This is a genomic window from Pseudomonas sp. GM30 (assembly GCF_000282275.2).
Classification (GTDB): domain Bacteria; phylum Pseudomonadota; class Gammaproteobacteria; order Pseudomonadales; family Pseudomonadaceae; genus Aquipseudomonas.
Window position 1 is genome coordinate 1 of the sequence record NZ_AKJP02000001.1, and the last position, 19,677, is coordinate 19,677.

Annotated in this window: 18 protein-coding genes; 4 read left to right on the plus strand and 14 right to left on the minus strand. The window is 60.0% G+C overall.

Features of this window, described 5'->3' with window-relative positions; translation table 11 throughout:
* Positions 1-710 precede the first annotated feature (710 nt).
* Complete coding sequence (locus PMI25_RS00005) at positions 711-1,106, plus strand: DUF6124 family protein (RefSeq protein ID WP_007964239.1); 396 nt, start codon at positions 711-713, stop codon at positions 1,104-1,106.
* Between the two features lie 63 nt (positions 1,107-1,169).
* Here the strand turns inward: PMI25_RS00005 and PMI25_RS00010 are convergent, their stop codons facing one another.
* From PMI25_RS00010 to plsB, 4 genes are all read right to left on the minus strand, one after another.
* Positions 1,170-1,859 carry a DUF4197 domain-containing protein gene (locus tag PMI25_RS00010; RefSeq protein ID WP_007964241.1) on the minus strand — a complete coding sequence of 230 codons (690 nt, stop codon included), beginning with the start codon at positions 1,857-1,859 and terminating at the stop codon, positions 1,170-1,172.
* Positions 1,860-1,880: 21 nt separating this feature from the next.
* A complete protein-coding gene (locus PMI25_RS00015) occupies positions 1,881-2,279 on the minus strand; it encodes a YbaY family lipoprotein (RefSeq protein WP_003222082.1) in 399 nt (132 codons plus the stop codon).
* Between the two features lie 50 nt (positions 2,280-2,329).
* Positions 2,330-3,016 carry a hypothetical protein gene (locus PMI25_RS00020; protein WP_007964244.1) on the minus strand — a complete coding sequence of 229 codons (687 nt, stop codon included), beginning with the start codon at positions 3,014-3,016 and terminating at the stop codon, positions 2,330-2,332.
* Positions 3,017-3,113: 97 nt separating this feature from the next.
* Positions 3,114-5,612, minus strand: coding sequence for a glycerol-3-phosphate 1-O-acyltransferase PlsB (plsB, locus tag PMI25_RS00025; RefSeq protein WP_007964246.1), 2,499 nt, complete (start codon positions 5,610-5,612; stop codon positions 3,114-3,116).
* A gap of 237 nt (positions 5,613-5,849) precedes the next feature.
* Here plsB and PMI25_RS00030 point away from each other — a divergent pair, with 237 nt between their 5' ends.
* The gene (locus PMI25_RS00030) at positions 5,850-6,059 is read left to right on the plus strand and encodes a cold-shock protein (RefSeq protein ID WP_007964248.1); all 210 of its coding nucleotides are present in this window, start codon (positions 5,850-5,852) and stop codon (positions 6,057-6,059) included.
* Positions 6,060-6,196: 137 nt separating this feature from the next.
* Here PMI25_RS00030 and PMI25_RS00035 read toward each other — a convergent pair whose 3' ends face one another.
* The 4 genes from PMI25_RS00035 to PMI25_RS00050 form a co-directional block, all read right to left on the minus strand.
* Complete coding sequence (locus tag PMI25_RS00035; protein WP_007964251.1) at positions 6,197-6,574, minus strand: hypothetical protein; 378 nt, start codon at positions 6,572-6,574, stop codon at positions 6,197-6,199.
* A 75-nt stretch (positions 6,575-6,649) separates the two neighbouring features.
* The gene (locus tag PMI25_RS00040) at positions 6,650-7,459 is read right to left on the minus strand and encodes a putative RNA methyltransferase (protein ID WP_007964254.1); all 810 of its coding nucleotides are present in this window, start codon (positions 7,457-7,459) and stop codon (positions 6,650-6,652) included.
* Entirely contained in the window at positions 7,459-8,610 is a 1,152-nt protein-coding gene (gene dapE, locus PMI25_RS00045; RefSeq protein ID WP_007964256.1) for a succinyl-diaminopimelate desuccinylase, read from the minus strand. Before dapE ends, PMI25_RS00040 begins: the two co-directional genes overlap by 1 nt.
* Before the next feature lie 238 nt (positions 8,611-8,848).
* Complete coding sequence (locus PMI25_RS00050; protein ID WP_007964257.1) at positions 8,849-11,440, minus strand: glycosyltransferase; 2,592 nt, start codon at positions 11,438-11,440, stop codon at positions 8,849-8,851.
* A gap of 384 nt (positions 11,441-11,824) precedes the next feature.
* Between PMI25_RS00050 and tcdA the strand changes: the two genes are divergently transcribed.
* Entirely contained in the window at positions 11,825-12,643 is an 819-nt protein-coding gene (gene tcdA / locus PMI25_RS00055) for a tRNA cyclic N6-threonylcarbamoyladenosine(37) synthase TcdA (protein ID WP_007964258.1), read from the plus strand.
* Between the two features lie 142 nt (positions 12,644-12,785).
* On the opposite strand, the gene PMI25_RS00060 is transcribed toward tcdA, so the two are convergent.
* The 4 genes from PMI25_RS00060 to PMI25_RS00075 all read right to left on the minus strand — a co-directional run bounded on the left by PMI25_RS00060 (position 12,786) and on the right by PMI25_RS00075 (position 15,971).
* On the minus strand, positions 12,786-13,190 hold the full coding sequence (locus tag PMI25_RS00060) for a SufE family protein (RefSeq protein WP_007964259.1): 405 nt from the start codon (positions 13,188-13,190) through the stop codon (positions 12,786-12,788).
* Complete coding sequence (locus tag PMI25_RS00065; RefSeq protein ID WP_007964260.1) at positions 13,187-14,392, minus strand: aminotransferase class V-fold PLP-dependent enzyme; 1,206 nt, start codon at positions 14,390-14,392, stop codon at positions 13,187-13,189. The genes PMI25_RS00060 and PMI25_RS00065 overlap by 4 nt, the downstream gene beginning before the upstream one ends.
* 149 nt (positions 14,393-14,541) lie before the next feature.
* Positions 14,542-15,576, minus strand: a complete 1,035-nt coding sequence (gene dapD / locus PMI25_RS00070; protein ID WP_003222105.1) for a 2,3,4,5-tetrahydropyridine-2,6-dicarboxylate N-succinyltransferase — start codon at positions 15,574-15,576, stop codon at positions 14,542-14,544.
* Positions 15,577-15,608: 32 nt separating this feature from the next.
* On the minus strand, positions 15,609-15,971 hold the full coding sequence (locus tag PMI25_RS00075; protein ID WP_003222107.1) for an ArsC family reductase: 363 nt from the start codon (positions 15,969-15,971) through the stop codon (positions 15,609-15,611).
* Positions 15,972-16,262: 291 nt separating this feature from the next.
* Here PMI25_RS00075 and PMI25_RS00080 point away from each other — a divergent pair, with 291 nt between their 5' ends.
* Complete coding sequence (locus PMI25_RS00080) at positions 16,263-17,894, plus strand: Na+/H+ antiporter (RefSeq protein ID WP_007964261.1); 1,632 nt, start codon at positions 16,263-16,265, stop codon at positions 17,892-17,894.
* A gap of 21 nt (positions 17,895-17,915) precedes the next feature.
* Here PMI25_RS00080 and PMI25_RS00085 read toward each other — a convergent pair whose 3' ends face one another.
* Both PMI25_RS00085 and PMI25_RS00090 read right to left on the minus strand, forming a co-directional pair.
* Positions 17,916-18,566 carry a hypothetical protein gene (locus PMI25_RS00085; protein WP_007964264.1) on the minus strand — a complete coding sequence of 217 codons (651 nt, stop codon included), beginning with the start codon at positions 18,564-18,566 and terminating at the stop codon, positions 17,916-17,918.
* A 264-nt stretch (positions 18,567-18,830) separates the two neighbouring features.
* Entirely contained in the window at positions 18,831-19,523 is a 693-nt protein-coding gene (locus tag PMI25_RS00090) for a M12 family metallopeptidase (RefSeq protein WP_007964265.1), read from the minus strand.
* Positions 19,524-19,677: the final 154 nt, after the last annotated feature.

Below are 19,677 nucleotides of genomic sequence, written 5' to 3' on the forward strand. Positions count from 1 at the left end.
CGGCCTGACAGCCGACCAATCTCCAACTGCCTGCACCCAATCCCACTGTAGGAGTGAGCCTGCTCGCGATGGCGGCCTATGAGCCGACCAATCTCCAACTGCCTGCACCCAATCCCACTGTAGGAGTGAGCCTGCTCGCGATGGCGGCCTAGTAGCCGACCAATCTCCAACTGCCTGCACCCAATCCCACTGTAGGAGTGAGCCTGCTCGCGATGGCGGCCTGACAGCCGACCAATCTCCCACTGGCCGCAGCCAATCCCACTGTGGGAGCTGGCTTGCCAGCGATGGCGACCTATGAGCCGACCAATCTCCAACTGCCTGCACTCAATCCAACTGTGGGAGCGAGCTTGCTCGCGAAGAGGCCCGCCCAGCCATCCAACCTCTTTGGTTTGTTTAAAAATGTTCCAGATAACCAGAACCTTCCCACAAGGTTTTCAGGTTGCCCGTCGGAAGCGCGATCTCTAGCCTGAGTCTGTCGCTGCCAATTCAGCGACCGGGTCTGCAAGCCCGCCGATAGTTTGTTAGGTGCTGATCAGCGCCCCTATAATCGTGGCGCTTTTTAGTGGCCATCGTTTTATGGTGGCTGTGTGCGGGATACCTTTGGGTATGCCGAGGGCCTAACAACTCGGTCTTGCAGACCCGTGCACAGCTGCCACCCGTCATCTGCAAGTGATGGTGGTAGCTCCACTTGAATAGTTAGGAGTTCCACCATGTTCAAACACACCCCAAATCCCCCAGAATCCGAACCCGAACCAACCCCCCAACGACCAACCGACCCCGTCTCCCCCTACGCCTTCCTCGATTCGCGCAAGCTCCACGACGCAGCCCTGCGTGCGCTCGATCACTACCTGCTGCCCGAGGCTGAAAAACAGCCCAAGCCCGTGACTCAGCCCAGCACAATCTTCACTGTACTCCCCGAAGTCGACACTGAAACCCTGCTGGCCCATGCCTGTGAAACGCTGGCCTCGGCCAATGTCATGGCCAGTGAGTTGGCGTTTACCCTGAGCGGCCCGACGTGCAGCCAGCTTCTCGGTATTCAGCAGATGATTTCGCTCGCTGAGCTGTCGGTAAACCGCGTCCTCGATCATGTCGATCCTCAAGGCTGACACGCAACAAAAAGCCCGCTGGCCATTACCGGTTCAGCGGGCTTTTTCGTGCAGCGGCAAAAATTACAAGGTGCCGAACACCTTCTTCGCCAGACCGGTCGCTGCAGCAGCCGGATTCTTGCGGATGGTTTCTTCCTGTTTGCCGATCATTTCGAACAGGCCGTTCAGTGCTTGTTCGGTGACGTAGTTTTCGACGTTGGCGCTCTTCGCATCCACCACGCCGAGGGTCGCGGCCTGGCCGGCGAAGGCGTTGTACTTTTGCGCTACGCCGACTTTGTCAGTGGCTTGTTTGACGATGGGCAGGAACTTGGCGCGGATCTGTTCGCGGCTGGTCTTGTCCAGGTATTGAGTGGCCGAGTCGGTGCCGCCGCTGAGGATGCCCTTGGCGTCGGCCACGGTCATTTTCTTCACGGCGTCGACGAGGATCGGCTGGGCCTGGGTCACGGCGCTTTCTGCGGCCTTGTTCATCGCGGTTTCGAGTTCGTCGACCTGGGCGCCCATGCCGAAGGCTTTCATCTTGCCGGCGACTTTGCCGAGTTTGCCCGGCAGTTCGATTTTAACGTCCGGGTTATTGCTGAAACCGCCCGGGGTGCCGAGTTGTTTGACGGCGAGTTGCGCGCCTTGGGTCAGGGCGTCCTTGAGGCCGCCGGTGGCGTCTTGTTGCGAGAGGTCGCTGAGCGACAGTGCCAGAGCGCTGGCAGAGATCATCAGGCCCGCGCACAGGCCGGCGAGGCGAAGGGTAGGGCGGAACATGGCGGCTTCCTTGAAAGACAATTAGCGAATCGCGTCGACGCGGATTTTCAGCGGCTGCGGATCGTTGCCGTCCAGTTGCACGGCGTGATTCTCGGTGGTGATGAACATCAGCTCGCCGTTGACTTCAATGCGCGCGCTGACCGAGTAGCGGTGACCGGGTTTGACCTGGGCCGGATCGTAACTCAAGTGGAACGGCAGCGGCACCTGGCCTTTGACCGGGCCTTTCTGTTCGTCGAGGACCACCGCCGGGGCGTCGGCCAGCGACACGTCCTGCAGGCTCACGCTCAGCGTCGCGCTCGGTGGCAGGGCGATGCGTTGCAGGTAGAACACTTCGCCGTCGAGGCCGACTTTGCCGGCGGGGGTGGTCGACTGGCAGGCGCTCAACAGGGTGGCTGCGGCGAGAAGGGTGAGTTTTTTCATCGGGACCTCTGAGACTTTTGCGCCGGAAGAATCCCGGCGCCGAAGCAAATCTAGCGGATTTTGGCGCCAGCGTCAGTGAACAAACGTAAGGGCTTTTCCAGCCACTGCATTAATTTCTGAAACGACAGCGCGCGGGTACTCGGCACCACGGGAGCCAGTTCGACTTGTTCAGGCGAGATCACAAGACGTTGATGGTAGCGGTTTTCAATACCCGTCAGTGCATAGCGTTTACCGGGTATAACGCGGTCAGGATCATATTTCAGATAAAACCCGGAGACTGACTGTTCGTCCTGTTTGACACTGACCAGCTCAACGTCGGGCGACTCTGCTTCATGCAGACTGATGGTGACTGCTTCTTCTGGCGCAACAACCTCGGCCTCTTGAGCTTCGACATACAGAAGCCCGATCGGGCTCAGGTGCAAAGTCTGACGGTGGGGAGTGTTGTTGACAGTAACGAAGTAGTCCTGCTCGATCAGCAAGGGTATTTGGTCATGAAGGAACTGGACATTGACTTGGTACCTGACGCCTACATCGCCGTAGTGATGAGGGAAGTCAAATTTCCAGCCGGCGTCGTAGATCGAAGCACGGTGCCAGTCCTTGATGTTAATAGGCGATTGGGAATTGAATACTTTGACGCTGACAATGGTTTCATTAACGCCATCGGCAGGTGCGCGGAATTCGGGTGGAAGACGGAAGTCCAGGATTACTGCAGAAGTTTCTTCGATTAACAGGCTCATCTCGATATCCGTATCGTGATTGGTGGATTGAGCCTATTAATCCATGAATCAACTAACGGGGCCATTGAAGTGTGCGCCCGTTAGTTGTCAGCAAGTTTCAGACTTGTGGTGTATCCGCTGTTTCGGCGGCATCTTCACTGCGGTGCAAAGCCACCTGACGAATCGACAGACGAATTTCCGCCGGCAACACGCGTTTGGCCGCACCTTCGGCCAGTTCGCCGAGCAGTTCGTGGTAGCTCAACTTGCCCGCTTCGTCGCGGCGCAGGACGTCGAGGTCAAGCAGGGTCTGGATGAAGTGGCGGAACAGGCTCTTGTCGAAGAACTCCGGGGCGTTCAAACCGTGGAGGATCGACAGGCGCTGGGCCATGACCGTGCACAGGTCTTCCAGCTCTTCGGCGCTGATGCTGTGCTGGCCGCTGTTGAGCAGCAGGGACACGGTCATGTAGAAACGCTGCAGGGTCTGGGCGATGCTTTTCGACAGCAGGGTCAGCAACACAAAGTGCCGCGAACTCGGCGCCGGACGCATATACACGTCCTTCTCGAAACGCAGCAGGCCTTGCTCGACAAATGCTTGCAGCCACTGATCGACGACGCCGTCGATTTCGTCCAGCGACCAGCGAATGAACAGCTCCGCCTGCAGGTACGGATACAGCGCGCGGGTGTAGCGCAGAATCTGTTCGCGACTCATGCGCGAGGTGCTCTGGAAGAAACTCGCCAAGAGCGCCGGCAGGGCGAAGATGTGCAACACGTTGTTGCGGTAGTAGGTCATCAGGACGGCGTTCTGCTCGTCCAGATACAGAATCTTGCCCAGCGCATCGTTCTGCTCGGACAGCAGATCCATGTCCTTCACATGCTCGATCAGCGCGCGACCATCGCCTTCCGGCAACGTGGTGTGTGGCGAATACGGGACTTTGCGCAGCAGCGCCAGATACAGGTCCAGCACCCGCGCCATGGCCCGATCGTCCAGCGCCAGACGGGTTGTCGACAACAAGGCCAGCGCCACCAGATTGACCGGGTTGATCGCCGCTGCTTCGTTCAAGTGCTGCGCGACTTTTTCGCCGAGGCGATTGGTGGTCTCGTTGAGCCATGCCGGTTTGTATTGCGGGCCGAGCTCCTGCTGGCGCCAGTCTGGCTGTTCGCTGTCGAGAAATTCCGCCAGTTTGATCGGCTCGCCGAAGTTCACCGCGACCTGACCGAAGCGCTGCTTGAGCGCGCCGATGACTTTGAAGATGTCGAAGATCGACTCTTTTTTCTTGCTCGCGCCACGCAGTTCGCCGAGGTAGGTGCGACCTTCCAGCACGCGCTCGTAACCGATGTACACCGGCACGAACACGATCGGCATCCGCGATGAGCGCAGGAAGCTGCGCATCGTGATCGCGAGCATCCCGGTTTTCGGTTGCAGCATGCGCCCGGTGCGCGAGCGGCCGCCCTCGACGAAGTATTCGACGGGGAAACCTTTGGTGAACAGGGTGTGCAGGTATTCGTTGAACACCGAGGTGTACAGCGGATTGCCCTTGAACGTGCGGCGCATGAAGAACGCGCCGCCACGGCGCAGCAGGCTGCCGATCACCGGCATGTTCAGGTTGATCCCAGCGGCGATGTGCGGCGGGGTCAGGCCGTTGCGAAACAGCAAGTACGACAGCAGCAGGTAGTCGATGTGGCTGCGGTGGCACGGCACGTAGATCACTTCGTGACCCTGGGCGACCTTCTGCACGCCTTCGATGTGGTTGACCTTGATCCCGTCGTAGATCTTGTTCCAGAACCAGCTCAGCACCACTTCGAGGAAACGGATCGCGGTGTAGGTGTAGTCCGAGGCGATCTCGTTGCCGTAGCGCAGGGCCTGGGCCTTGGCTTTTTCCGGGGAGATGTTCTCGCGCTCGGCTTCGTCGAGGATCGCTTGCTTGACCAAGGGCTGGTTGAGCAGGCCCTTGACCAGGTTACGGCGGTGGGAAATGTCCGGGCCGATGACGGCGGCTTTCAGATTGCGGAAGTGCACGCGCAGGATGCGCTGGGCCATGCGCACGGTGCGTTCGTGGCCCTTGTTGTGTTCGATCAGTTCGCGCAGGTGGATCGGCGCCGAGAACTGCACGCGAGTCTTGCGCCCCAGAACGATGATGCTCAGCAGTCGGCGCAGGCGTCCGGTGACTGCCCAGCTGTCGGCGAACAGCAGCTTCCACGGACTGTTTTCGCTGTCCGGCGACTGGCCCCAGAACACGCTGACCGGAATGATCTGCGCGTCTTCGGCGGCGTTCTGGGTCAGGGCGCTGACCAGACGGGTCAGGGTCGGCGGGGCGCCGCGCTTGTCCTGCCGGCCTAGCCAGTCCGGGTCCGGCGTCAGATAGAAAAACGCCGCCGGTTCGATCAACGGCCCCACTGATACCGGCAGCACCGGACGCGGCAGACCGGCCTTGGTGCACTCGGTGTCGACCACCGCCAGATCGGTGAGCGAAGGGTTTTGCAGGACGTAGAACACCGGACGACTGCGGTCGAGGTTGAGGGTGAACGACGACTGGTTGATCGTCTCGGAGCGAACCCAGAGGTACAACAGTCGGCGCAAGGTGCCAAACACAAGACGGCGGAACGGGGAACGGGTCATACGGCTTCTGCGTGAGTGAATAAAACCGAGCAAGTGCTCGGGCGGTCGACAGTTTGCCGTATTAGTCGAAAATCGGCAAAAAAGCGGCGAAGTAATCTCCTGTTGAGACTTTTTGCGCCTGTCATATACTCGGCAATCTGTCGCCGGGGCCCTTTATGGACGTCGGGCGCAGGCTGACGTTCCGCAAAGGCTTTCCTGCGAAAAGCCTGTTCAATAATAAAAAAGGAGTATGAACAGATGGCAACACGTGAAACCGGTAATGTGAAGTGGTTCAACGACGCCAAGGGCTACGGCTTCATTCAGCGCGAGGACGGGGTGGACGTGTTCGTGCACTACCGCGCGATCCGCGGCGAAGGGCATCGCTCGCTGACTGAAGGTCAGCAGGTTGAATATGCGGTGGTGACTGGCGAGAAGGGTTTGCAGGCTGAGGATGTGGTCGGATTGTAAACCGCACTCTTCGGATCCTCAGAAAACACTGTGGGAGCGGGCTTGCCCGCGAAAGCGGTTTGTCAGCCACCTCTATTTTGGATGTGCCGCCGCCTTCGCGGGCAAGCCCGCTCCCACAGGTTTTGTGTACGGCTTTGTTATGCAGTTTTCCAGGTGATCTCTTCTTCACCGTCGGCGCTGATGCGAATCCAGCGATCAGCCGTTTCCTCACCTTCTTCCTCGACCCAGGTGCCCGGCGCGCAACGCACTTCGACGTTCAGCGCGGCAAAGGCGGCGCGGGCGCAGGCGATGTCGTCGTCCCATGGGGTCGCATCGCTTTCCAGGTACAGGCTGTTCCACTTGCCCACGGCTTTCGGCAGCCAGGTCACCGGGATGTTGCCGGCCTTGCACTTGTAGGTCTGCCCCTTCTGCACCCAGTCGCTGCACGGGCCCAAGGCTTCGCCGAGCCAGGCGGAAATCGCCTTGTGGTCGACGTCGGCGTCTTTCAGGTAAATCTCGATGTCCGGTTGGCGCATGGATGTCCTCACTGCGGGTCTGAAAAATCCATTCGCGGATTTAGCCGGCCCCGGGCACTCGCCCGAGACCAAAAGTTATTGAAGAACGAAATAATCGTAGCGCATCGACACGGTGGTCACGAACGACTCGGGCTGTTCGATCACTGCGGCGCGGCGTTCGGCACTGGCGCGCCAGCCGTGGGGTGTCATCGCCAACAGGTTGGCGCGATCCTCGGGCTTGTCCAGGGTCAGTTTGAATTCCAGGGTTTCGCTGTGCGCCAGCGCCATGCCTTCGGGCACTAATGCCAGATGCTTGTCGTCGGTGTATTCGCGCACTTCGTCGTACAGGCGTTCGCGCAGTTCCATCAGGTGGCCGCTGGTCGGGCCGACCTTCATCAGGCCGCCGCCGACGCTGAGCAGACGCTTGGCCTCTTCCCAGTCCAGCGGACTGAAAACGCTGGCGAGAAACTGGCAACTGCCCGACGCCAACGGCACGCGGGCCATGCTGGCGATCAACCAGGTAAGCGCCGGGTTGCGCTTACAGGCGCGTTTCACCGCCTCACGGGAGATGTCCAGCGCGTAGCCATCGGCGTCCGGCAGGGCCTCGGCGATCTGTGCGGTGTAGTAACCCTCGCCGCAACCGATATCGACCCAGCGCGCCGGCGCATAACTCGCCGCCAGCTCGGCCAGACGCTTGGCCACCGGCGCGTAATGCCCGGCGTTCAGGAAGTCGCGGCGTGCCTCGACCATCGCCTGATTGTCGCCAGGGTCGCGACTGTTCTTGTGCTGCACCGGCAACAGGTTCAGGTAACCCTGACGCGCACGGTCGAAGCGGTGGCCGGCGGGGCAGACCACGCCGTTGTCGACGCTGTTCAGCGGTTCACTGCAGATCGGGCACGCGAGCATCAGGCGAGCAACTTGATCAGGGTCTGGTAGTAGATCTCGGTCAGTACGTCGAGATCGGCCGCCAGCACACGCTCGTTGACCTGGTGAATGGTCGCGTTGACCGGGCCCAGCTCAACCACTTGCGTGCCCATGGTGGCGATGAAACGACCGTCGGAGGTACCGCCGCTGGTCGACGCCTTGGTCTCGCGGCCGGTGATGTCCTTGATGCTCGACGACACCGCGTCGAGCAGTGCGCCCGGCTCGGTGAGGAACGGCAGGCCGGACAGCGCCCAGTCGATGTGCCAGTCCAGACTGTGTTTGTCGAGGATATCGGCCACGCGTTTCTGCAGGCCTTCGACGGTGGATTCGGTGGAGAAGCGGAAGTTGAACACCGCCACCAGATCACCCGGGATCACGTTGGTCGCGCCGGTGCCGGAGTTGAGGTTGGAAATCTGGAAACTGGTCGGCGGGAAGAAATCGTTGCCGTGGTCCCAGTGCTCGGCGGCCAGTTCGGCCAGCGCCGGGGCGGCGAGGTGGATCGGGTTCTTCGCCAGGTGTGGGTAGGCCACGTGACCCTGCACACCGCGCACGGTGAGCTTGGCGCCCAACGAGCCGCGACGACCGTTTTTCACCACATCACCGACCAGCGTGGTGCTCGACGGTTCGCCGACGATGCACCAGTCCAGACGTTCCTTGCGCGCCACCAGACGTTCAACCACAGCCTTGGTGCCGTGGTGCGCCGGGCCTTCTTCGTCGCTGGTGATCAGGAACGCGACCTTGCCCTTGTGGTTCGGGTAGTCGGCGACAAAACGCTCGGCGGCCACGGTCATCGACGCCAGGCTGCCTTTCATGTCCGCTGCGCCACGGCCGCAGAGCATGCCGTGTTCGTCGATGACGGCGTTGAAGGGGTCAATCTGCCAGGCGGTCACCGGACCGGTCGGCACCACGTCGGTATGGCCGGCGAAGCACAGCACCGGGCCGTCGTTGTTGCCATGGGTCGCCCAGAAGTTATCCACATCTTCGATGCGCATCGGCTCGAGGGTGAAACCGGCATCGCCCAGGCGCTGCATCATCTGCTTCTGGCAATCGGCGTCGACCGGCGTCACGGACGGACGGCGGATCAGGTCGATGGCGAGTTGGAGGGTCGGCGAAAGGTCGGCGTGGGCCGTCATGGAAAACTCCGGGAGCTTGAAATTGGGCTGGGGCCACTGTGGGAGCGAGCTTGCTCGCGAAAGCGGTGTATCAGGCAACTTAAGGGTTGAATGTTACAAAGCCTTCGCGAGCAAGCTCGCTCCCACAGGGATTGGGTTCGGTCGGTTACACCGCGTATCACGCCAAGCCCCGCAAAATGGCGGTTATCTTAAAGCAAAACGGCGACCATTGGCCGCCGTTTAGTGCATCGTCGAGGAATTAGACGACAGGCGCCGGTTCAGGCTCCGCCGCAGGTTTCGGCAGCGACGACAGGAACGCCATGATCAGCGCTGCGACGTACGGCAGGGACTGCACCAGCAGCATGACCACCCAGAAGCGCATGTCGTTGCTCGGAATGCCCTGCACCAGGTAGATCCCCAGCGCCGCGCCCCACAACAGCAGCATGATGAACAGTTCTTCCCGCGCTTCGGAAATCGCCACCCAGAAGCCGTGGTTGTCGGCGTTTTTCGGCGTGCGGAAGAACGGAATGCTGCTGGTGAAGAAGCCGTACAGCACCGCTTTGGCGATGGTGTGCGACAACGCCAGCCCGGCCAGCGCCGCGCAGAACGCATCCTTGAGGTTCACGCCAACGGCGCGACGGTAGAGGAAGATGATCTTGCCGACCTTGAACACGAACAGTGCCAATGGCGGGATGGCGAAAATCAGCAGCGGCGGATCGACCCGTTGCGGCACAATGATCATCGCCGCCGACCACAGCAGGGCGCCGACGGTGAAGAAGATGTTCATGCCGTCCGCGACCCACGGCAGCCAGCCCGCGAGGAAGTGGTAACGCTGGCCACGGGTCAGCTCGGTGTCCTTGCCGCGCAGCAGGCTGCGGGTGTGGCGCTTGATGATCTGGATCGCGCCGTAGGCCCAGCGGAAACGCTGCTTCTTGAAGTCGATGAAGGTGTCCGGCATCAGACCCTTGCCATAACTGTCGTGGTAGTACGCCGCCGACAGGCCTTTTTCGAACACGCGCAGACCGAGCTCGGCGTCTTCACAGATGCACCAGTCGGCCCAGCCCAGCTCTTCCAGAACCGAACGCCGGGTCATGGTCATGGTGCCGTGCTGGATGATCGCGTCGCGGTCGTTGCGGGTGACCATGCCGATGTGGAAGAAGCCCTTGTATTCGGCGTAGCAGAGCTTCTTGAAGGTACTTTCGTTCTGGTCGCGATAATCCTGTGGCGACTGCACCACAGCGATTTTCGGATCGGCGAAGTGCGGCACCATGTGCTTGAGCCAGTTCGGGTGCACGCAGTAGTCGGAGTCGATCACCGCGATCACTTCGGCGTCCTTGGCGGTGTGCGGAATCAGGTAGTTCAGCGCACCGCCCTTGAACCCGGCCAGGGGCGAAACATGGAAGAACTTGAAGCGCGGGCCGAGGGTTGCGCAGTAGTCGCGCACCGGCTCCCAGACGGCCGGATCCTTGGTGTTGTTGTCGATGATCAGGACTTCATAGTCCGGGTAATCGAGGGCGGCCAGGGCGTCGAGGGTCTGTTTGACCATGTCCGGCGGTTCGTTGTAGCAGGGCACGTGAATCGACACTTTCGGGCGATAGCTGGAGTCGCCCACCACCGGCAGGAATTCACGCCGACGCTTGTGAATCCACACCGCTTCGGCCAGTTCGTGGGCCTCGGTCAGCAGCACGATGAACACCCCGAGCGCACCGAGCGCCAGCAGGAAACCCACCGTCAGGCTGAACCACGTGCTGTATTGCTGGCTGTAGTCATAGCCGATCCACACCAGCACCGAGCCGCAAAGGAACGCGATAAAGGTCAGGAAGGTACGGCCACGCTGGCGCAGGGCCGAGCCGTCGATCATCAGCAGGGTCAGCGACAGCAGCGCCAGCACCACCGAACCGATGGCCAGCACGCGCCATTGCGGGATGGCGACGACCGGGCCTTCAAAGTTGAATTTCTGCTGGCGCGCGGCGTTGAACACGCCCCAGTAGGCGCCCACCGAACCTTCGTCACTGGCCTTCCACGGCTGGTCGAACGCTTCGATCACGAAGTAGTTGAAGCCCTGACGGTTGAGCTTGTTGACCAGCGTGCGCAGGTAGATCGCCTGATCCGCCGGCGACGCATCGGCGCCACCGCGCATGCGCCCGTTGCTCGGCCAGCCGACTTCGGACAGCAGCAACGGCTTTTTCGGGAACAGCTTTTTCAGGTCGCGGGCGCGGTCGAAAACAAACTGCCCGGCTTTGTCCACGGGGATGAATTCCCAGTACGGCAGCACGTGCGCGGCGATCAGGTCGACGTGCTTGGCCAGTTGCGGGTATTTTTCCCAGATATGCCACTGTTCGGAGGTCGTGACCGGTACTTTCACCGCTGCGCGAACACGATCCAGCAGGACGATCAGTGCCTCGGGAGTGATCTCCTCTCGAAACAATGCTTCGTTACCAACTACCACGCGAACAACACTGCGCGAAGAGTTCGCCAGTTCGATGGCTTTCGCGATCTCTCGCTCGTTGCGTTCCTGATCGGGGCTGATCCAGATCCCGAGGGTCACGCGCAGACCGAATTCTTCCGCCAGTTTCGGGATGTCCTGCAGCGAGCCGTCGACCGAGTAGATGCGGATGTTGTCCGTCAGCTTGCTCATAATCTCCAGGTCGCGGCGCATTTCATCGTCAGTCGGATACTGATCCTTCTGAGGGAATTGTCCCTGCTGGAATGGCGAATAGGAGAAACCGGAGATCTGCTCCGGCCAGTTGGGCGCGGAAACCGGGCGGTTGATCAGCGCCCAGAAACCGGTGAACAGGGCGGCGATTGCCAGAACCACCACCAGGTTGAGACCAAATTTACGCGATGACATAGCTATTTCGGGTTCCAAAGGCTGTGGAACGAAGGAACGGTTCGGCTTACGCCAAAAGGGCGCGAATCCTACACCGGCAGTTCACTGGTCGTACACCGGACAGGGAAATGCCCGATGTTGGGCAGTCCAACCTGATTTAAGTTCTTTAGTAACAGCTTGTAAGAGAAAACTTTGTTGGTCAGTTATAGCAATTCCCGGTGGCGAGGGAGCTTGCTACCGCTGGGACTGCGAAGCAGGCCGCTTTTTGAGGGCCGCTTCGCGACCCGGCGGGAGCAAGCTCCCTCGCTACAAAGATTGTGTGAAAACGGCTGTGGTTGCCGTTCATAGCGTCAAAGATGCTCTTGGCCGCCGACGGCCCTATAATGCGCGCCGGTTTTTGGGGTAATGGTCATGAGTACAGAAGATCCGCGGTTTGCAGGCATTGCCCGTTTGTATGGCATCGAGGGCCTTGAGCGCCTGCGTGCGGCCCATGTGGCGATTGTCGGCGTCGGTGGCGTCGGTTCCTGGGCGGCGGAAGCCATGGCCCGTTGTGGCGTGGGCGAAATTTCGCTGTTCGATCTGGACGACGTCTGCGTCAGCAACGCCAACCGCCAGTTGCACGCGCTCGACAGCACCGTCGGCAAACCCAAGGTCGAAGTGATGGCCGAGCGTCTGCGCGGGATCAACCCGGACTGCACCGTGCATGCGGTGGCGGACTTCGTGACGCGCGATACCATGGCTGAGTACATCACGCCGAACATCGATTGCGTGATCGACTGCATCGACGCGGTCAACGCCAAGGCTGCGCTGATCGCTTGGTGCAAACGGCGCAAGATCCAGATCATTACCACCGGCGGTGCCGGTGGGCAGATCGATCCGACACTGATTCAGGTCTGCGACCTCAACCGTACCTTCAACGATCCACTGGCCTCGAAAGTGCGTTCGACGTTGCGTCGCGACTATGGCTTCTCGCGCACCGTGACCCGTCATTACAGCGTGCCGTGCGTGTTTTCCACCGAGCAACTGCGCTATCCGAAGCCGGACGGCAGCATCTGTTTGCAGAAGAGTTTTGTCGGCGACGGGGTGAAGCTCGACTGCGCCGGCGGGTTTGGCGCGGTGATGATGGTGACGGCGACGTTCGGCATGGTCGCGGCGACCAAGGCAGTGGACAAGATTGTGGCGGGTGTGCGGCGGCCGGCGGATCGCATTAAACCGACTAGCTAGCAAATCTTGTGGCGAGGGGATTTATCCCCGATGGGGTGCGAAGCGCCCGCAAATCTGCTTCCTCGGAGTGTCAGGCAGACCGCATGGGTAGATTTTGGGGCCGCTTCGCACCCCATCGGGGATAAATCCCCTCGCCACAGGGTTAACCGGCCAGTTCATTCATGCGCTTGAGCACGGCATTCAAGCCATTGCTGCGTGATGGCGATAACTGGCGGGAAAGGCCGAGCTGATTGAACCAGTCCGGCAAATCCACCTGCTGCAACTCGCCAGCGCTCAAACCGTTGACCCGCAACAGCAACAACGCCACCAAACCGCGAATCATCCGTGCATCGCTGGCCGCGCGGAACTGCCAGTGGCCGTGCTGCAACTCACCCACCAGCCACACCTGACTCTCGCAGCCATGCACCCGGTTGGCCTCGCATTTGTTCGCGTCATCCAGCGCTGGCAGACGATCACCAAACTGCATCAGCAACCGTGCCCGTTGTTCCCAACCGGCGGCATTCTGAAAGGTCTGCAGCGCTTCGGCGGCGGCCAGCGGCAGGCTCATCGCAGCAACTCCAGAGCCTGATCCAGCGCTTCAAAGAAACGCTCCAGATCCTCGGAATCGTTGTACAGCGCCAGCGACACACGGATCGCGCCCGCCAGTTCGAAGCTTTTCAGCAACGGCATTGCGCAATGATGCCCGGCGCGTACGGCGATGCCTTGCTCGGTCAGCAGGTGCGCCAGATCGGCGTTGTGCACACCTTCGACAACAAAACTCGCCAGCGCCAATTGTGGCTTGCCCAGCAGGCGAATGCCGTTACGCGCGGCCAGGCCTTGCAGCAGGTAGGCGTGCAGCGCCGCTTCGTGGGCCGACACCGCGTCCTGATCCAGCCCGGCCAGATAATCGAGGGTCGCGCCGAGGCCGATTACGCTGGCAATCGGCGGCGTACCCGCCTCGAAGCCCAGCGGGGCGGGGCGGAAGCGTGAATCGTGATAATTGGCTTCCAGCACCATTTCGCCGCCGAACTGCCACGGCTGCAGTTGCTCAAGCGCCTTGTTGCGCCCGAACAGCACGCCGAGGCCATCGGGGCCGTACAGCTTGTGGCTGGAAAACACATAGAAGTCGCAACCCAGCGCCTGCACGTCGTGGCGACCGTGCACCACACCCTGGGCGCCATCGACCACGGTCAGCGCGTTGTGCGCCTTGGCCATCGCCAGCAGCGCCGGCAACGGTTGCCAGGCACCGAGCACGTTTGACAGCTGACTGACGGCCAGCAAGCGAGTGCGCGGGTTGATCAGATGCACGGCGGCGCCGAGGTCGATCACGCCGTCGGCATCCAGCGGCAGGATCACCAGTTTCAGGTTGCGACGTTGCGCCAGCTGCTGCCACGGCAGCAGGTTGGCGTGATGCTCCAGGGCGCTGATGACAATCTCATCGCCCGGGTGAAAAAGAGGTTCCAGACCATAGGCCAGGAGATTCAGCGCACTGGTGGCGCCGTGAGTGAAGACGATCTGCCCGCTGTCACTGGCATTCAGCCACTGGGCAACCTTGAGCCGACTGTCTTCGAACGCCTGCGTGGCGTGGGCGCCGGGCAAGTGTTGCGCACGATGCACATTGGCCGCGCCATTGGCGTAGTAATGCGTCAGTGCGTCGAGCAGGGCCTGGGGTTTTTGCGTGGTGGCGGCGTTGTCCAGATAGGTCTGGTCTTGCCGTTGCAGGGCGGCGATGGCCGGAAAGTCGGCGCGCCACGGGGAGGGAATCATCATCTGTTCAGCCCTGTGAACTTGGGCGGGGGTACATCGAACCTTGTGGGAGCGAGCTTGCTCGCGAAAGCGTCGTGTCATTCAGCACTGTTGTTGACTGACCGGACGCCTTCGCGAGCAAGCTCGCTCCCACAGGGGGATCGTATGGCTGCTTAGTTGTGAGCGTGCAGCGCTTCGTTCAGCTCGATCGCCGATTTGTGGGTCTTGCATTCCACGGCACCGGTTTCCGAGTTGCGACGGAACAGCAGGTCAGTCTGACCGGCCAGCTCACGCGCCTTCACCACCTTGACCAGATTGTTGTGCTCGTCCAGCAGCGCAACCTTGGTGCCGGCGGTCACGTACAGGCCCGACTCGACAGTGTTGCGGTCGCCCAACGGAATACCGATACCGGCGTTGGCGCCGATCAGGCAGCCTTCGCCAACCTTGATCACGATGTTGCCGCCGCCCGACAGGGTGCCCATGGTCGAGCAACCGCCGCCCAGGTCCGAGCCCTTGCCGACGAATACGCCAGCGGAAACGCGGCCTTCGATCATGCCCGGGCCTTCGGTGCCGGCGTTGAAGTTGATGAAGCCTTCGTGCATCACGGTGGTGCCTTCGCCCACGTAGGCGCCCAGGCGCAGACGCGCGGCGTCAGCGATACGCACGCCGGCCGGCACCACGTAGTCGGTCATTTTCGGGAACTTGTCCACCGAGAACACTTCCAGCAGCTCGCCACGCAGACGCGCTTCGAGTTGCATCTCGGCCAGTTCGCTCAGGTCGATCGCGCCCTGGCTGGTCCAGGCTACGTTCGGCAGCAGCGGGAAGATCCCGGCCAGGCTCACGCCGTGCGGTTTGACCAGACGGTGCGACAGCAGATGCAGCTTGAGGTACGCCTCTGGCGTCGAGGTCAGCTGTGCGTCTTCGGCCAGCAGGGTGGCGACCAGCGGCTTGTGGCTCTCGGCCAGACGGGTCAGCAGTTTGCCTTGAACGGCGTCGATGCCTTTGACCGCTTCAGCCAGTTGCGCAGCCTGCGCGGTGGTGAAGGTGATGGCCTGATTGCCTTCGGTGTAACCGAGGATCGGCGCAACAGCGGCGACCAGTTCGGCCGACGGGTTGAGCAGTGGCTGGGCGTAGAACACTTCCAGCCACGCGCCTTGACGGTTCTGAGTGCCGACACCAAAGGCGATGCTGAACAGGGAGTTGGACATGTGAATACCTCTAGCAATAAGTGACGGGCTGCTTACTTGAGTGCGGCCGCGTAGATGTCTGGCTTGAAGCCAATCAGGGTTCGGTCACCGAGATCGAGCACCGGGCGCTTGATCATCGAGGGTTGAGCGAGCATCAGTTCGATGGCTTTCGACTGGTCGAGATCGGCTTTACGTTCGTCGTCGAGTTTGCGAAAGGTCGTGCCTGCACGGTTCAACACCGTTTGCCAGCCGTGCTCGTCACACCATTGGGTCAGGTGCTCACGGTCGATGCCGGCGGTTTTGTAGTCGTGGAAGTCGTAGCTGACAGCGTGTTCATCGAGCCAGGTGCGCGCCTTCTTCATGGTGTCGCAGGCTTTGATGCCGAAAAGGTGCAACGTTTTACTTGAAACGGTCAAGGAATCGCCCCCTTTACAGGTGCTGGAAAAAAATGGTGTCGGATTATGCCATGACCAAAGCGTTTCGTCGGCCACGGTTGTCGTAACGCTGCAAAACCTGTGGGAGCGAGCTTGCTCGCGAAGGGGGCGTGTCAGTCAAAATCTCTGTTAATGACAAACCGTATTCGCGAGCAAGCTCGCTCCCACATTGGAATGGCGTTGCGGGCGTGCGACATAGGTGCAACGGTCAGACGCATCCTAAGCGGCTAATATGGCAGTTCAACGCTGTCGATTGTCTGAGATTTCCGCTTTATGCAAACCGCTTACACCGTCCTGATCCTGCTGATGCTGGTCAGCGTCTCGCGGCTGGTAGGACGGGTCATCCCGCTGCCGCTGCCCCTCGTGCAAATCGCTGCCGGTGCCTTGCTGGCCTGGCCGACACTGGGCCTGCACGTCGCGCTGGACCCCGAACTGTTCCTGTTTCTGTTCCTGCCGCCGCTGCTGTTTTCCGACGGTTGGCGCATGCCCAAACGCGAGTTCTGGCACCTGCGCGGGCCGATCCTGACGCTGGCGGTCGGGCTGGTGCTGTTCACCGTGGTCGGCGCCGGGTACTTCATTCACTGGCTGCTGCCGAGCATTCCGCTGCCGGTGGCCTTCGCGCTGGCCGCCGTGCTGTCGCCGACCGATGCCGTGGCGGTCTCGGCGATCTCGCAGAACCGCTTGCCGACGCCGCTGATGCACATCCTGCAAGGCGAGGCGCTGATGAACGATGCGTCGGGTCTGGTGACGTTCAAGTTTGCCTTGGTGGCGGCGGTGACCGGGGTGTTCTCGCTGGCCAATGCCAGCCTGACGTTCGTACTGGTGGCGGTCGGGGGCTTGGCCGTCGGCGTCGCGCTGAGCTGGCTGGTCGGGCGTTTGCGCGCGTGGATGATCGCCCGTGGCTGGGACGACCCGGCCACCCACGTGGTGTTCATGTTGCTGCTGCCGTTCGCCGCCTATGTATTGGCCGAGCGACTGGGTGCCTCGGGCATTCTTTCGGCTGTCGCGGCGGGGATGATGCAGAGCTGGCTCGATCTGCTGCCGCGGCAGACCAGCACCCGGCTGCTCAATCGCAGCGTCTGGTCATTGCTCGAATTTGCCTTCAACGGCCTGATCTTTCTGCTGCTGGGCCTGCAACTGCCGGACATCATCAAGGCCGTGGTCAGCCACGAACCGACGCTGTGGCCGACGCTGCTGTACCGCGGCCTCGACGTGGTGGCGATTTTCCTTGCCCTGGTGCTGTTGCGCTTTATCTGGGTGCAGAGCATCTGGCGCCTGTCGGTGCTGCTGCGACGGCTGCGCGGCAAGGGCGACCTGACGCAAGTGCCGACCGCGCGATCTTGCTGGCTGTTGACCGTTGGCGGGGTGCGCGGGGCGGTGACGCTGGCCGGTGTGATGTCGGTGCCGATGTTGATGGGCAGCGAGGCGTTCCCCGAGCGTGATCTGCTGATCTTCATCGCCGCCGGGGTGATTCTGTTGTCGCTGATTTGTGCCTGCATCGCCTTGCCGTTGCTGCTGCGCGGCATCGAGAAAAGCCCGGACGACAAGCGTCGTCAGGAAGTGCGCGATGCCTGGCGCAAGACCGCCGAGGCGGCGATCCATGCGCTGGAAACCGAAGAGGTCGCGCCGCAGGATGCCGCCCAAGCCGCGCTCTCGGCGGAACTCAAGGCACGGATCATGTTCGAGTATCGCCATCAACTCGAGGTGTTCAACGATTCTGCAGAGGCGCAGGCGCTGGCGTTCCAGATGGACCTGCTCGAACGCCGTCTGCGGCTCAAGGCGCTGCGTGCGCAGCGCCTTGAGCTCTATAGTCTCAGCCGTCAGCACCAGATCGGGGATGACGTGTTGCGTGAGGTTTTGGCAGACCTGGATTTAAGCGAAGCGAATCTGGGACAGGTCAAATAGCTGTTTGCTGTCGGATGATCTTTACTGACTTGTTGCTGCCGGATAGGGATAGGCCTTCGCCATGAAGGCTTTATCCTTATCGCTTAGACTCAAATTTAGAAGGTTCTGGAAGTCGCCTTGTGTCCAGGACTGATAAATGACGTAGTGCATGATCGATTTTCGGTCGTACTCCGAATAAATGCTTGCGCTGGGATCTGCACGATCCAGATACCATTGGTGCAGTCTTTTACGCGTCTCTCTGCCTTGAGCGTCATCATCTTCCGGATTTTCGGTGATTCCATGTCGTGCATAGATGGCTGGTTTGTCCCAGGGAATATCTGCCACGGGATTGGTCTGCTCATGCTCCGCGCCCAGCATATGACCGAACTCATGCATGACATTGGCGGCAAAGTAACGTGGCAGGCTCGGATGCGGCCAGAGTTTCATGGTCGGCTCATCGGGATATAACAGGGCATCCGTACCTATCAGAGAGGAAAACGTTCCTTCTTCACTGAGTATGCGGATGTCGCCTGCTTCACCCTCGACGAAATCGAACCTCAGGTTGATGTGCGGCAACCAGTTGCTGGCAGCGGCGATGGTAGCATCCTTGAATGCCTGCGTGCCGTTGAGGAAGGCGATGCGCAGTGTGCTGCCAGGCGTCCAGAATTTTGCCGGATTGTTCTTGGCCCACATTTTATTGAATCTCCCGCGTGCACTTGATGTTGCGGCAGTCAAGTGTGTGTTCGGGTTTTTTGCTTGGCTGAAGCCGTGTCAGGTACATAATTGAATATCCATGTTTTCAATTTTCAATTTTCAATTTTCAATTTTCAATTTTCAATTTTGAAATTTGACTTTTCGAGTTGTTTGTTATTTTCGACAAGTCATTTGAGTGGGTTGTTAGTAGCAGAGCTTGAGTAAGTAAATTGATTGTGTAGGGTTTTTATGGAAAGTCCTGATTCAACGTGGGTAAATCAAGCGCATGAGTTCTTTGTCTTTCTCACTGATTTCACGGTTTATCGGGTTTGCCCAATTGCCAAGTGTCAAGTTGTTGGAAATCGGATGGTGCATGATGGATTTTCGATCGTACGGTAAATAAAGCGCGTCGGCATCGTTAAAAGTGGTAAATATGTTGTCGTCAACTTGCTCACGCGACACAGGATCCAACGGTCTGTTCTGGTAGTAGTGGTAAACATTTTCTTTGTTCCAGGGGATTTGCGCCTTGGGGTGCTGGTGTTCGTGCATCGCGCCCAGTGCGTGGCCAAACTCATGCGTGACGACGGTCTCGAAGTCTTCGTGTTCGGGGTCGATGCCAAGCCACATGGTTGGCGTGTCAGGAAACATCTCCAGTGCGTCGGTGCCCAGAAATGAACTGTTCCCAACGCCCTCTGTGGAAATTCGGATGTGACCCTCTACGCCCTCGACGAACTCAAATTTCAAACTGATATAAGGAAGCCAGCGTTCGGCGGCGGCAATGATTTTCTTTTTGTGTTCCGGTGTTGGATTGTCCATGAACGCTATTTTCAGGGTGGATCGGCTTGGCCAGGTTTTGGAGTAGTGCACTAAAGCACGTTTTTTTCGGCTGTTTCCGAGACTCTTGGCTTTTGCCTCTTTAGGCGGTTCCTGAAGTGTGCAGTATTGAAAGCTATCCATATTTTGTTTTCTTCCTTGATTTGTTTTAGTTGTTTTTTGCGCATGCAAAAGATCACTGCACAAGATTAAGCTTTGGGCAGTGTCTGGAATAGTCGTAAAGTGGTTTTAAATGTAACTTGGGGATGTGTCCGTGCCAGATGACTGGCACGGATAT

What these genes read in the sequence shown, in the direction of transcription:
- PMI25_RS00030 (WP_007964248.1), top strand. Translation starts at nt 5,850, where the DNA reads ATGGCAACACGTGAAACCGGTAATGTGAAGTGGTTCAACGACGCCAAG.
- PMI25_RS00060 (WP_007964259.1), bottom strand. Translation starts at nt 13,190, where the DNA reads ATGAGCCTGCCGCTGGCCGCCGCCGAAGCGCTGCAGACCTTTCAGAAT.
- PMI25_RS00085 (WP_007964264.1), bottom strand. Translation starts at nt 18,566, where the DNA reads ATGTGGGCCAAGAACAATCCGGCAAAATTCTGGACGCCTGGCAGCACA.
- plsB (WP_007964246.1), bottom strand. Translation starts at nt 5,612, where the DNA reads ATGACCCGTTCCCCGTTCCGCCGTCTTGTGTTTGGCACCTTGCGCCGA.
- dapD (WP_003222105.1), bottom strand. Translation starts at nt 15,576, where the DNA reads ATGTCCAACTCCCTGTTCAGCATCGCCTTTGGTGTCGGCACTCAGAAC.
- PMI25_RS00015 (WP_003222082.1), bottom strand. Translation starts at nt 2,279, where the DNA reads ATGAAAAAACTCACCCTTCTCGCCGCAGCCACCCTGTTGAGCGCCTGC.
- PMI25_RS00035 (WP_007964251.1), bottom strand. Translation starts at nt 6,574, where the DNA reads ATGCGCCAACCGGACATCGAGATTTACCTGAAAGACGCCGACGTCGAC.
- PMI25_RS00050 (WP_007964257.1), bottom strand. Translation starts at nt 11,440, where the DNA reads ATGTCATCGCGTAAATTTGGTCTCAACCTGGTGGTGGTTCTGGCAATC.
- dapE (WP_007964256.1), bottom strand. Translation starts at nt 8,610, where the DNA reads ATGACGGCCCACGCCGACCTTTCGCCGACCCTCCAACTCGCCATCGAC.
- PMI25_RS00005 (WP_007964239.1), top strand. Translation starts at nt 711, where the DNA reads ATGTTCAAACACACCCCAAATCCCCCAGAATCCGAACCCGAACCAACC.
- PMI25_RS00090 (WP_007964265.1), bottom strand. Translation starts at nt 19,523, where the DNA reads ATGGATAGCTTTCAATACTGCACACTTCAGGAACCGCCTAAAGAGGCA.
- PMI25_RS00065 (WP_007964260.1), bottom strand. Translation starts at nt 14,392, where the DNA reads ATGATGATTCCCTCCCCGTGGCGCGCCGACTTTCCGGCCATCGCCGCC.
- PMI25_RS00080 (WP_007964261.1), top strand. Translation starts at nt 16,263, where the DNA reads ATGCAAACCGCTTACACCGTCCTGATCCTGCTGATGCTGGTCAGCGTC.
- PMI25_RS00010 (WP_007964241.1), bottom strand. Translation starts at nt 1,859, where the DNA reads ATGTTCCGCCCTACCCTTCGCCTCGCCGGCCTGTGCGCGGGCCTGATG.
- PMI25_RS00040 (WP_007964254.1), bottom strand. Translation starts at nt 7,459, where the DNA reads ATGCTCGCGTGCCCGATCTGCAGTGAACCGCTGAACAGCGTCGACAAC.
- PMI25_RS00020 (WP_007964244.1), bottom strand. Translation starts at nt 3,016, where the DNA reads ATGAGCCTGTTAATCGAAGAAACTTCTGCAGTAATCCTGGACTTCCGT.
- tcdA (WP_007964258.1), top strand. Translation starts at nt 11,825, where the DNA reads ATGGTCATGAGTACAGAAGATCCGCGGTTTGCAGGCATTGCCCGTTTG.